Here is a 12,622-nt window from a genome sequence, read left to right on the forward strand (position 1 = left end):
ATTTAAGTATTTCAAAAAACATGCAAAATAATTTACAGCTGCTTACTATTCATTCTAAAGTATAAATAGTAGTGTTGTTTATAGCTCTTTTTAAAAGTATTCGCTCCTAATTTAATCAGGAGCGAATGGTTGTAGTTAACTTAAGTAGTTGGCTTTCAGGATCAGTTAAGCAGTCGTTGCACTCACGGCAACTCTCATTTGTTTGGCGGCGTTCACCATTTCGATTAAAGCCTTTTTGGTTTCGTCCCAGTGACGTGTTTTTAAACCACAATCAGGATTTACCCACAGTTGATCTACAGGAATTACTGCTGCAGCTTTCTCTAATAAATCAACCATTTCTTGACGTGATGGAACACGAGGAGAGTGTATATCATATACTCCGGGACCTATTTCGTTAGGGTATTTAAAATCAGCAAAAGCGTCTAATAATTCCATTTGTGAGCGCGAACATTCAATCGTGATTACATCGGCGTCCATAGCAGCAATATTTTCAATGATATCATTAAATTCACTATAACACATGTGCGTGTGAATTTGGGTATCATCACTCACACCACTAGCCGAAATTCTAAAAGCCTTAATCGCCCAATCTAGATACGTCGCCCATTCTTCTTTTCGCAAAGGCAGTCCTTCTCTAATGGCAGGTTCGTCGATTTGGATTATTTTAATTCCTGCTTTCTCTAGATCGACTACTTCATCACGAATAGCCAATGCAATTTGTGTGCAGGTTACCGATCTTGCTTGGTCATTACGTACAAACGACCACTGCAAGATGGTTACTGGTCCAGTAAGCATTCCTTTGACCCATTTTGGCGTAAGCGATTGTGCGAATTCAGCCCATTTTACAGTCATGGGTTGTGGTCTCGATACATCACCGTAAATTACGGGAGGCTTCACACAACGGCTACCATAACTTTGAACCCAACCGTTTTTTGTAAAAGCAAATCCGTCCAGTTGCTCCCCAAAATACTCTACCATATCATTACGCTCAAACTCGCCATGTACAAGAACATCAATTCCTGATTCTTCTTGAAAACGAATCGTTTCTTCTGTTTCTTTTCGAATAAGAGCATCATACGCTTTTTGTGATAGTTCTCCTTTTTTAAATTTGGCTCTCCAGCTACGTACTTCAGGAGTTTGTGGAAACGAACCTATAGTTGTCGTAGGAAATAAAGGAAGTTGCAAGGCGTCAATTTGAAGTTGTCTTCGCACAGAGAACGGATTGTTTCTTTGTGAATCTTCAGTGGTAATCGCAGCAACTCTTTCTTTTACGGCTGCGTTATGAATGATGGTGGCTTTCTTTTTATTCTCGTTTGCAAGCGTATTTTCTTCAAATAAGGCTTGGTCATAATCAGTGATTTCTCCCGATACCAGATTGCTAAGTACCACCACTTCGTTTATTTTTTGTTTGGCAAAAGCCAACCATTGTTTCACTTCGGCTGTTAGAGTTGCTTCGTTAGTTTCTAGATCCAAGTCACAAGGGGAATGAATCAGGGAACAAGATGGCGCAATTAAAACACGATCAGCACCAAGAGCATCTACCGCCTTTTGAATTAGCGTTACTGATTTTTTGAAATCGTTTTTCCAAATGTTTCTTCCATCTACAACTCCTAGAGAAAGCGAGGTTGTTTCGGCTAATAGATTAGATTCTAAAATATCATCTAGTTGCAAAGGACAACGTACCAAATCTAAATGGAAAGTATGCACGGGTAGGGATAAGGCTGTGGCCAAATTTTCTCCAAAGCAATCAAAGTAGTTGGCTAAAATGATTTTTATTTGAGGGAATTTCTCGTTTATTTTTGTGTAGGTATACACTAAAGCAGCTCGCTCAACATCAGTAAGATTTAAGGCTAGGAAGGGTTCGTCAAACTGTACGTAGGCTACTTTTTCGTCCTGTAGTTTTTGTAAAATTTCGAAATAAACCGGCAGTAATTTTTCGATAAGGTCAATGCTGTGAAAACCTTCTTGCTTTTCTTTTCCCAGCAGCAAGTAAGAAACGGGTCCTATAATTACCGGCTTAGTTTCAAAACCAGCTGCTTTTGCTTCTTTGTATTCGTCTATAATTTTATTAGAAAACAATTTGAACTCTTGATCTTTTGTGAATTCAGGGACGATATAATGGTAATTGGTATCAAACCACTTCGTCATTTCCATGGCTACAACATCTTGTCCTTTTTTTTGTGCTCCTCTTGCCATAGCAAAATACAAATCGAGAACCGAATTCTCTTTCGCGAAAGCGGCATACTGCTCCGGAATCACTCCTAATGTTAATGATAAATCCAGCACCTGATCGTAAAAAGAAAAATCATTTGACGGAATTAAATCAATGCCTGCTTGAGATTGTAGTTTCCAGTTAGCTAACCTAATCTCTTTACCAACAGTTAAAAGGGCATCGGCAGTAATTTGACCAGACCAGTATAATTCACTTGCTTTTTTTAATTCTCTGTTGCTACCTATTCTTGGAAATCCTAAGTTGTTTGTTTTCATGTTTTTTAGTATTTATTTCTTTACAAAGGTATGCGCTTAGTGTTTATTACTTAATTTTGCATTATAACTAAGTAATAAGAACTGAATAATGTATTTTAAACAGTATTTTTTATTGTTTAGGACTTAAAAAGAGAACACCAACAGTAAAAAACGCTATGGAAAATTTAGACACAACCGATTTACAGATATTAAAACACCTGCAAGAAGATGCTCATATCAACATAAAAGACTTGGCAGCCAAGTTATTTTTAACGGCTACTCCGGTTTACGAACGCATTAAGAGGTTAGAGAAAGATGGCTACATTATGAAGTACGTTGCTTTATTAGACAAGCAAAAAATGAATCTAGGAATGATCGTTTTTTGCAATGTGCGTTTAAAAGAGCACGCACGCAATGTAGGAAGTAATTTTGTTAGAGATATTGTAGCGCTTCCTGAAATAATCGAATCATACAATATTGCAGGTGATTATGATTTCATGCTGAAAATATTAGTCAAAGACATGGTGAGCTACCAAGATTTTGTAATGAATAAACTCTCTACAATTGAAAACATAGGGAATACGCAAACCATATTTGTAATGGGCGAGATCAAGCACAGTACTGCTTTAAATTTTTAAGCAAAAAAAAGCTGTTAGAAAATTACTTTTCTAACAGCTTTTAAATTTTATAAACGCAGCATATTACAAAGCCGTAAACGGGTTGTTGCCATCATTAATTTGCTGAACAGATTGTCCTACTTTAACATTTTCTAATTTTAAATCAAACAATCCTCTATGCATGGTTGCAATTCTAAGTCCGCTAGGGAAGGTCGTCCAGTCCTCCCAACTTGCCTCTATACCACCTATAGGAATAATTCCTACCCACATTTGCCATGCTCTAGGTAAATCATCTGCATCCAGTAGCCACAAGTAAGAGTCTCCCGGTGTGCTGCCTCCAGAGGCATAAGTGACTAATAGTGCTTCTTGATTGCCTATTTTTACAATGCTTCTAGTAGTGCCTAAATCACGTAATTTAAACGGAGCTACTAACCAGAATGAATCGTTGTTAAAGTAATCATTTGCTTTTTTTATAGCGGCTGTTTTATCGTCGCCTGTTAGCAATTGGTCATTATCATAAGCAATCCCTTTTAAGGTTTGGTTGTTATAAATAACCGTTTTGCCATCCCATTTCACTTGTACATTATTATTGGCTTTGTCCCATAAGTAATGATGTTCTCCTCTAAAGGTAAACGAAATTGCCGCTGTAGTCTCCCATGCTTTTTGATTAATCTCAAGCTGAATTTTATTAGTGAGCGCTTCGGCTTTTGAACCACGCTCTCCCTGAGGAATAGGCTTGCTAGCGAAATAGGAGAAACCAAGTAATAAAAGGATAATAACCAGCAGAATGACTGCGATTATTTTAAATATTTTTTTCATTATTTTTAATTGTGCTACTTTATTAATGCGCTTCAAAAGTACTAAAATAAGCGCATTAGTAGAAAAATCTTTTTTAATATTTTGCGCAAACAAAAAGAGCTCAACGCTATAGCGTCAAGCTCTTTTAGGACAATTTGTAGTGGTGGTAATTAACTATTTGTATTGTAATTATTTAATTGCAGCCCACTTGCTGTCAATTGCTGAAAGGTATTTAGATTCATCTTTGTTCCAAATATCTAATGTGTTTACTTTAGCTCCGTTTATGTCGCCATTAAAAAACAAGTATAATTTATTGTCAACCACTTTAAAAGTTTCAGGATTGATAGAGAATTTTGAATCTTTTTCAGCGACACCCCAAGCGCAGTAACCGTTTACTTGTGGTAAGTATTTTTTAGGGTTTGCTTTAAAAGCTTTTGCATTTTTTTTTGACGTAAAGTAGTAAGTAACCTTTTCGTTTTGTTCTGCAAAATTAACAGTTCCTTTCATTGCTTTATGGTCTTTTTGGTATGAAACTACATCATATCCACCTATAGCTAAACCTGATTTGTCAATAGCATCTACTTGTGCAAACACTCCGTTTGAAAATAAAGCAATAAATGCTACTACTAATGTTGATTTTAAATTTTTCATGTTTTTGATTTTAATTATTTCTATTTGTAAGGTTGTAATTCTGTTGTGTGTTAAGCTGTAACCGCTTCTGTAATTAGCTCCTGGGCACTTTCAATATTCCACTCGCCTTCAATCATGCGGTGTACATAGCAGGCATCGGCTTGTTTTAATAATTCTGCTTTTTGTTCAGCAGTTAGGTCGCCTTCAATTTTGATTTTTGCAGTAACGGTAGAAGTTAGTTTACCACCTTCGCCACGTTTCACATTAAGTTCAAACTCGCCATCTACTTCGCCTATCGTCCAGTTGTTTTTTCTAGCAATGTATCGCACCGTTGCCACTTTGCACATCGCAATACTGGATAAGATTAAATCCTCTGGTGAGAACCCTAGATCAGTTCCTTTGCTATTTGCAGGCTCGTCACCCACAATCGCATGTCTACCGTTTGTAATCAATGATTGGTAACCCGTTGGAAGGTTTTTGATGTTTATTTTCTTTCCCATGATCTTATCCTTTTATAATGTTTTTCAAATGGCTACCCATCACTGATGCACTTTGTACTCCGTTTTGACTACCTACAATTTCTCCGTTTTTAAAGTAGAATAATGCAGGGATGCTTTTTACTTTAAATTGTGCTGCAAGCTCTGGGCTTTTGTCTACATTGATTTTCGAAATCACTGCTTTACCGTCAAAGTTATTTGCTAATTCTTCAAGGGCAGGATGCAAAGCTTTACATGGTCCACACCAGTCAGCAAAAAAGTCTACTAGTACGACATCGTTATTATTAATAGTAGCTTCAAAATTGGTTTTATCTAAATGTTGTATCATCTTAATGGTTTTTATGTTGTATACCAATACGATTTATAAAAAATCCCAATTGTCAGTTCGAGCGGAGTCGAGAACTACGAGTACATCTCGACTGCGCTCGATGGGACAAAATGGTATTGGTTTTAATGAATGAATTAAAAATTATAGTGCTGGAGCAAGTGGAAAGTCAATTGCAAAATCAGCTAGGTTGTGAATGTAATTGCTAATGATTTTGTCACCTACAACTACCACTACATCAATCATATTTACTTCAGTGTAGCCAGCTTCAAAAAAAGCAGTTTTAGATTCAGGAGTTGCTTTTCCTCTGTTTTCAACCACTGATGCTGTAAATTTTACTAATGCGTCTAGTTTACTATCAAAAGCAGCAGATCCTCTACGTAATTCTAGTACTTGCTCATCCGTAAAGCCATTCATTTTTCCTAAAACAGTATGTGCTGATTGGCAATAATTACAACCATTTATTTGGCTAGTGATCAAGTTTACTACTTCTCTCTCTTTGGCTTTTAAGCTACTTTTTCTATTTTGTAGCGCTAAATAATCTCCTAAAGCCGTTTCGCTTTTTGCGAAATAAGCATATAAATTAGGAACAAATCCTAATCCTTTTTCTAGGTTATCAAAAATTGCTTGATTATTTGCTGATACTTCTTCTCTTGTTGGTACGTTGAAATTTGACATGATTTTTTATTTTTTGTGAATTAATAATTATATAAATAAGTTACTTTCGTTACAGTAGTAATCGGTAATTGCCATATTCTGACAAAAATCTGCTTGAGTTACTGCAATTAATTGTGGTGATTTTTTTGTTTGGTTCAGGTTAAAAGCGTTTTTAAATCCTGTAATAAGTGTTTGTATTGTTCTCATAATTCCTATTGTTTCAGTTTGATGGTACAAAGGTGCGACGAAAGAAGGCCTTCAAGTTAGGTCGCTTTTCCCGTAGAGTTGTTCATTCTTCCCTTTTGGTGTTTTATTGAGTAAAAAAGGCATTTTTTACTAGTTTTAGGAGCAGAAAGGGAAGTGCTTTCAAGAAGACCCGTCCCGCTTTCCGTTGCAATCTTTTTATTTTTAATTAAAAAATAAAAAGGATTTCCACTGCAATCGGGGCTAAGTGATGGCGTTTTGTTTTCAATAAGAGTCATTGCGAGGAACGAAGCAATCACGCAAAGTAATGATGCTTTAAGTTTTTAGAGCTACTTTGCAGAGACGCTTTCAGCGTGACAAACGGTGAGAGTGGTCGTTTGTTGGAGGCAATTTTAAAAATCCCGCGGTTGTAACAAACTATTTCTTTTAAAGACTAACTCACAAAAAGAAAACATGGAAACAAACAGAAGACTTTGGTTGAAAAAACTCGGAATTGGAGTTGCTGGAATCGGACTTTCCAATTTCAATTCATTTGCGTCTCCATTAGTATCAGAAAATTTAATTAATAGTTTTGATAATACTAACTTAATTTTTTTACGTTCAAATGAAAATCCATATGGTCCATCTCCATTAGCAAGGAAATCATTTGTAGACAATGCGACTATTAGTAATAGATATAATTGGGATATTGCGGAACAATTAATTTCTGATCTTGCAAAAAAAAATAGTGTAAAAGACGAAAACATACTATTAGGAGCGGGTTCAACCGAAATTTTAGATTTGGTTGCTAAATTCGTAACAAAAGAAAAAGGAAATTATGTAATCGCAGATCCAAGTTATGATTATTGGACTGTTACATTAGATAATTTAGGTTTAACGAAAAATACAGTACCACTAACAGCAGACAAGAAAATCAATTTGCAAGCTATGTTGGAAGCTGTAAACCAAGATACAAAACTTGTATATATCTGTAATCCAAATAACCCAACAGGAACAATTTGTGAAAGAGAAGCGTTGTTAGAAATTGTAACCAAGATTTCACAAAAAACACTTGTGCTAATTGATGAGGCATATTTGGAATTTACTAAACAGCAATCCATTAGCAGTATCGTAAATGAGAATAAAAATATTATTATTACGAAAACATTTTCCAAAATATATGGTTTAGCTGGAGCACGTATTGGTTATGCAATTGCGCACAAAACAATAATTGACAATTTAGGAAATTTGCAATCCAACACAAATAATAGCGTTAGTGTATTATCAAAACTTGCTGCTATAGCTTCTTTGAAAGATGATAAATTTGTTTCAAATTGCTATTCACTAAATGAAAATGTAAGACAATATACTATAAGCGAACTCAAAAAATTAAATTGTGAATGCATTTCTTCAAATACAAATTTCATTTATTTTTCACTCTCCAACTACAAAAAGGATTATTTCAAGCAATTAGAAAATAATAATATTGAAGGAGGAAAGATATATGAAGAACAAGGAAAATGGACAAGAATTACAGTTGGTAAAATGGACGAAATGAAAAAATTTATTAAAGCAATAGAATAAAAAAACGGCCACCAATACACCTTTGGCGCAATTGCGAATTTCGAGGTGTATTCACGTTTACGTTTCGCAGGAAATATTATCTTACTGGAAAATAATCAATTCCGAAGTTCGTGACTGACGCCAAGCGTGGGGATGTTAATAACAGATCACAATAAGAGTCATTGCGAGGAACGAAACAATCACGCAAAGTAATGACGACAATAGTTTGTCGAGTTCCTTTGCTGAGACGCTTTCAGCGTGACAAATTGTGTGCGTAAATAAAAGCGATAATGAGATCTCGACTCCGCTCGATCTGACAAATTAGGGAATGAAAAGCTGATGTAATGGAAACAACAAAACACCCTAGCCCGGATAGTAGCGGCATCCTTTTATGCTGGGGTTCAGCATAAAAGATAGAGCGGATAGCCGGATTAGCTCCTGAAAAAATAATTTATAAAGCCTTTTTAAAATCGGATGGGGAAACGCCTTCTGCTTTCTTGAAAAACCGGCTGAAGGACTGAATGTCTTCGTAGCCTATTTCGTAAGCGATCTCTTTGATGCTTTTGTCAGAATAGCGCAATAATCGGCGTGCTTCAAGGATGGTGCGGTCTTGGATGATCTGTAAAGGCGATTTTTCGTTGTATTTTTTGAATAAATTCGATAAGGTTTTCGGACTTTTATTCAGCATTTCGGCGTAATCAGCGACTTGGTGTTTGGTCTTAAAATTGCTTTCGACTAAGTAGTTGTATTCGCGAACAATATCCAATTGTTTTTTGTCAAATGTCGTTAACTCTGTTTGCTCTTTGTACACGCGAGTGCATAATATGAGCAGGCGTTTGAGCATCATTTGCAACATATCGTTTTGCAAATCGTCTTTAGAAACCATTTCGATGGCAAACATTTTCCAAAGAATATCGAATTTTTCTAATTCGGTATCGGGAATGGCGATTTTTGGAAATTGTGACGCTCCAAAAAACAAAATCCCCTTGCAACCTACTTCGCTATCGTGATCTGCAATGCAGTAAAACGCTCTGTTGAACCGAATTAATCGCGCACTGTTTACACTTAAGACTTCCACTTTATGATACTCGGTTAAGAATAAAACCGAATTTGTCGGGAAAGTATGCTCGCTACCGTCTACTTTAATTTTTAATTCGGCTAAAGCCCAAATAACAGTCAAGCCATCCGTGATTTTTTCTTTGAGTAAATCACAATTGGTATTGTCAATTTCGGCTAAACGTATGAATTCATTGAGTTGACCTGTGTAGAGCATAACTTTTTTTATAATTTTAAAATGGCATTGGCGGTGTTTTGGGCAGCAATTACAGCGCCTTCCATATAACCAGGATATTGTTTGGCGGTTTCTGTGCCAGCAAAAAACAAGCGATTATCACAATACGATTCCCTAAATAAAGGATGTCCGTTGTTTTGATGCGGATATATAAACCCTAGTTGCTTCGGGCTTTTGGTGGCTGTTTCCTTTGCCCAAACCGTTTCGTGATAAGACGTAAAGTGTAGCGATTCCTGACCAAATATTTTCTCTAATTGTGTTTTTAGTTTTGCCAAGCGCTCTTCGGGAGTGTACATTTCCATTCCGGAACTGATAAAACCACAAAGCGCAAATTTGTTCAAGGCCGCATTAGACTGATCGTAAAACTCCGTTATCGGGCCCACATTACTAAATAATGTGCCTGAAAAATTCTTGTTGCGCCAAAAAGGTTCGGCGTAAACAAAAGCGACTTTAATAGAATCTTGCATCCAAGTATGGGTGTTTTCGGTAATAGCTGTGAGTTTTTGTGGCAACTCAGGAGTAATTTTAATATCATGCGTAAACAAGGCTTGTGGCAGCGTCGAAATCACATAATCAGTCTCGAAAGTTTTGTTCGAAGTGGTGATTTTTATTTTTTCGTTTTCAAAATCGATATTCGTAACTGCTTCGTTCAAATGTATAGGGACAGCAGTCAATTTAGATTGAATAGTGTCAATAAGTTGGCTTGTTCCACCAACTACGCGGTAACTAGGACTGTTTTGCGGAATCTGGATTTCCTGCGCTGGAGCAGCAGAAAAAGGTTCGAAATACGATGTGCCTTGCATGAATTGCTCAAAATAATCCAAGTTTAATTCGGCTAATAGGTCTCTAAAATGAACATGAGTTTCTTGAAACCAAGTAGCGCCCATTTCTACTTGAGCAGTAGCCGAATTTATAGTGTGAATCCTACCGCCAATACGCTCTCTTGCTTCGATTATTTCAATTTCGAAGCCTTTATTTTGTAATCGATAAGCAGTTAATAATCCGCTGAGTCCTGCGCCTAGTATGGTGATTTTTTTAGTCATTTTATAAAATGTAATTGCCTGTAAAAATACACGCTATTTCAATAAAATACGGTTTTTGATTATCAATTTTTTGAATGGGACTATTAGAAACCAGAATAAGTAACAGCTGTTTTTTTATAGGCTTTGATAAAACCGCCGAAAGCTATTTTATGTTATGGCTATTTCTTTATCTTTGAAAAATAATCCAAATTATTCAAATTCGAAACACACAGTATGAACTGGGAACAACTTTTATCACTAAAAAGACAAGGCGACACAAGCAAACGATTACGTATTGAACAAGATGATACCCGTTTAGGTTTTGAAGTAGATTATGACCGTATTGTTTTTTCGGCAGCTTTTAGAAGTTTGCAAGATAAAACACAGGTGATTCCGCTTTCAAAAACCGACTTTGTACATACTCGTTTGACGCACAGTTTAGAGGTTTCGGTAGTGGGTCGTTCTTTAGGACGATTGGTGGGGAAGAAAATAATTGAGAAATACCCGCATCTAAAAGAAGTTCACGGCTATCACATGAACGATTTTGGAGCTATTGTTGCTGCAGCATCTTTGGCGCATGATATAGGGAATCCTCCTTTTGGACATTCTGGTGAGAAAGCCATTGGCGAATATTTTTCTATTGGAAACGGAAAACAATACAAAGACCAATTGGCACCTAAAGAATGGCAAGATTTAATTGATTTTGAAGGAAATGCCAACGGATTTGCAGTTTTGTGTAGTTCTCGCCCCGGTGTTTTAGGAGGGATTCGACTTACGTATGCTACACTTGGCGCTTTTATGAAATACCCAAAAGAAAGCTTGCCTAAAAAACCAACAAAAGATATTGCAGATAAAAAATACGGTTTCTTTCAAACAGACAAGAAGTTTTTTGAAGATGTAGCTGCAGAACTGGGAATGATTCCCAATAAATCTGGAAATGATATTGGTTATGAAAGACATCCACTGGCTTATTTAGTCGAGGCTGCAGATGATATTTGTTATACCATTATCGACTTTGAGGATGGAATAAATCTAGGATTAGTCTCAGAGGATTTTGCTTTAGAATATTTGATTAAATTAGTAAAAGACAGTATTGATACTTCTAAATACAAAACATTAGAAACTAAAGAAGACCGCATCAGTTATTTGCGCGCATTAGCCATTGGTAGTTTGATTAACGATGCCGTAAAAGTGTTTGTTGAAAATGAAGAAGCAATTTTGAACGGGAAATTTCCTTTTGCTTTAACGGATAAAAGTAAGTACAAAGCACAAATGGATGATATTATCAAGATCAGTGTGAATAATATTTATCAAAGTCGTGAAGTAATCGAAAAAGAGATTGTAGGCTATCAGATTATTCAAACTTTATTGGATAAATTTATTACTGCTTATGATAATAAATTTAATGGTAAAGCATCTAATTATGATGAATTAATCTTAAAAATGCTTCCTGAAAAACACCATATAGAAAAAGAAAATCTCTACGAAAGATTATTACATATTTGTCATTACATCTCTTTGTTAACAGATGGAAATGCATTGGAATTATTCAATACTATTAATGGAAAAAAAGGGGTTTAGTTATTAAAAAGCATAAACAATACCTACGCCCAGAACTTGCTTAAGTTGTAGTTTTGGGCCAACAGTAACTTGAACGCCTTCCACTTCTTCTTTAGCTTTAATGTCGTCATCATAAATAATGTGTGCGCCAATGTTTGTTTTTACATGGTTGTTAACTACTAATTCTACTAACAAATCGTTGTCGATGTCAATATTTCCGAAATGGTTGATATAGTCAGAATATAAACTTATCCTATTTTCAAGGGTTATGTTTTTTGCGATTTCTTGTTTGTATAAAGCTGTGACTAAAAAACCAAGTTCAATTTTGGATTTTTGTCCAGGAGTCAATAGGTTTCCGTCTGTATCATAAGTAGCTTTTACAACACCAAAAGTACCTAAGTCAGCCAGGCGTTGGTCTAATACAAAAGTCATTTTTGAAGTAAAAGGAGAGATATAGAGCATTCTGCTTTTTTCTTTGTTAGCATATTCAGCTCCAACACCTGCAAATAAATAGGCTGGTGCAAATGGCTTAGAAACGGCTGTATTTGTATTTGGGTATGAATATCCGTTGGTAAACTGCGTATTGAAATTCAATTTGGCTGTATGGTACCAGTTAGACAAGGTGTCTTTACGATATCCAAAAGCAGTGTTGTATTGAAAAACATCTTCCGTTTTTCGAACTTCTATTCCGTCTTGTTTGTTTAAACCGTAGCGCATTACCAATTCATTTGTCCAGTTGTAGTTTTCTTGAGTGTAAACACGGGTAAATTTTGACTTTAACAAACCTGAAATTGAGCTTGTTCCCCCAGCACTCCAATTTAAAAAGGCAATTTCTGAAATGTCAAATCCCACTTGGTTTTTCTTAACCCAATGACTAAGAGTATCACGCTGTGCTGTTACTCTAGGCACTTGCTTAGTAGTAATTATTTTTTGAGAAAATACAGTTGACGAAAATAGAAATAATAAACAGAGAGAAGAAAGTACTTTAGACATAGGTTAGTTAGTTAGAAGAC

At 35.8% G+C, this 12,622-nt stretch carries 13 protein-coding genes; 3 read left to right on the forward strand and 10 right to left on the reverse strand.

All coding sequences use genetic code 11. The features are described from left to right. Positions 1-165 precede the first annotated feature (165 nt). The gene (gene metE / locus ACVEGE_RS09210) at positions 166-2,487 is read right to left on the reverse strand and encodes a 5-methyltetrahydropteroyltriglutamate--homocysteine S-methyltransferase (protein ID WP_192499997.1); all 2,322 of its coding nucleotides are present in this window, start codon (positions 2,485-2,487) and stop codon (positions 166-168) included. 155 nt (positions 2,488-2,642) lie between these two features. On the opposite strand from metE, the gene ACVEGE_RS09215 reads away from it, so the two are divergent. Next, positions 2,643-3,104: an Lrp/AsnC family transcriptional regulator gene (locus ACVEGE_RS09215; protein WP_173837431.1), complete on the forward strand. Its 462-nt coding sequence runs from the start codon at positions 2,643-2,645 to the stop codon at positions 3,102-3,104. 63 nt (positions 3,105-3,167) lie between these two features. On the opposite strand, the gene ACVEGE_RS09220 is transcribed toward ACVEGE_RS09215, so the two are convergent. From ACVEGE_RS09220 to ACVEGE_RS09245, 6 genes are all read right to left on the reverse strand, one after another. Next, a complete protein-coding gene (locus ACVEGE_RS09220) occupies positions 3,168-3,902 on the reverse strand; it encodes a hypothetical protein (protein ID WP_192499996.1) in 735 nt (244 codons plus the stop codon). Between the two features lie 168 nt (positions 3,903-4,070). Continuing rightward, positions 4,071-4,532, reverse strand: a complete 462-nt coding sequence (locus tag ACVEGE_RS09225) for a YHS domain-containing (seleno)protein (protein ID WP_225738059.1) — start codon at positions 4,530-4,532, stop codon at positions 4,071-4,073. Positions 4,533-4,582: 50 nt separating this feature from the next. Continuing rightward, complete coding sequence (locus ACVEGE_RS09230; protein ID WP_192499995.1) at positions 4,583-5,011, reverse strand: OsmC family protein; 429 nt, start codon at positions 5,009-5,011, stop codon at positions 4,583-4,585. 4 nt (positions 5,012-5,015) lie between these two features. Further along, positions 5,016-5,336 (reverse strand): thioredoxin, encoded by a 321-nt coding sequence (gene trxA / locus ACVEGE_RS09235; RefSeq protein WP_192499994.1) that lies wholly within the window; start codon positions 5,334-5,336, stop codon positions 5,016-5,018. 141 nt (positions 5,337-5,477) lie between these two features. Beyond that, positions 5,478-6,011 carry a carboxymuconolactone decarboxylase family protein gene (locus ACVEGE_RS09240; RefSeq protein WP_192499993.1) on the reverse strand — a complete coding sequence of 178 codons (534 nt, stop codon included), beginning with the start codon at positions 6,009-6,011 and terminating at the stop codon, positions 5,478-5,480. A 27-nt stretch (positions 6,012-6,038) separates the two neighbouring features. Further along, positions 6,039-6,197 carry a hypothetical protein gene (locus ACVEGE_RS09245; RefSeq protein WP_173854821.1) on the reverse strand — a complete coding sequence of 53 codons (159 nt, stop codon included), beginning with the start codon at positions 6,195-6,197 and terminating at the stop codon, positions 6,039-6,041. Positions 6,198-6,647: 450 nt separating this feature from the next. Between ACVEGE_RS09245 and ACVEGE_RS09250 the strand changes: the two genes are divergently transcribed. Then, on the forward strand, positions 6,648-7,757 hold the full coding sequence (locus ACVEGE_RS09250; protein ID WP_173854822.1) for a pyridoxal phosphate-dependent aminotransferase: 1,110 nt from the start codon (positions 6,648-6,650) through the stop codon (positions 7,755-7,757). Between the two features lie 430 nt (positions 7,758-8,187). Here the strand turns inward: ACVEGE_RS09250 and ACVEGE_RS09255 are convergent, their stop codons facing one another. Both ACVEGE_RS09255 and ACVEGE_RS09260 read right to left on the reverse strand, forming a co-directional pair. After that, positions 8,188-9,009, reverse strand: a complete 822-nt coding sequence (locus ACVEGE_RS09255) for a helix-turn-helix domain-containing protein (protein ID WP_173854823.1) — start codon at positions 9,007-9,009, stop codon at positions 8,188-8,190. An 8-nt stretch (positions 9,010-9,017) separates the two neighbouring features. Further along, the gene (locus tag ACVEGE_RS09260; protein WP_173854824.1) at positions 9,018-10,070 is read right to left on the reverse strand and encodes a flavin monoamine oxidase family protein; all 1,053 of its coding nucleotides are present in this window, start codon (positions 10,068-10,070) and stop codon (positions 9,018-9,020) included. A 213-nt stretch (positions 10,071-10,283) separates the two neighbouring features. Between ACVEGE_RS09260 and ACVEGE_RS09265 the strand changes: the two genes are divergently transcribed. Continuing rightward, positions 10,284-11,630 (forward strand): deoxyguanosinetriphosphate triphosphohydrolase, encoded by a 1,347-nt coding sequence (locus ACVEGE_RS09265; RefSeq protein WP_173854825.1) that lies wholly within the window; start codon positions 10,284-10,286, stop codon positions 11,628-11,630. A 3-nt stretch (positions 11,631-11,633) separates the two neighbouring features. Here ACVEGE_RS09265 and ACVEGE_RS09270 read toward each other — a convergent pair whose 3' ends face one another. Continuing rightward, complete coding sequence (locus ACVEGE_RS09270; RefSeq protein ID WP_192499992.1) at positions 11,634-12,602, reverse strand: DUF3078 domain-containing protein; 969 nt, start codon at positions 12,600-12,602, stop codon at positions 11,634-11,636. Positions 12,603-12,622: the final 20 nt, after the last annotated feature.

This window comes from Flavobacterium sp. PL002, assembly GCF_054165825.1.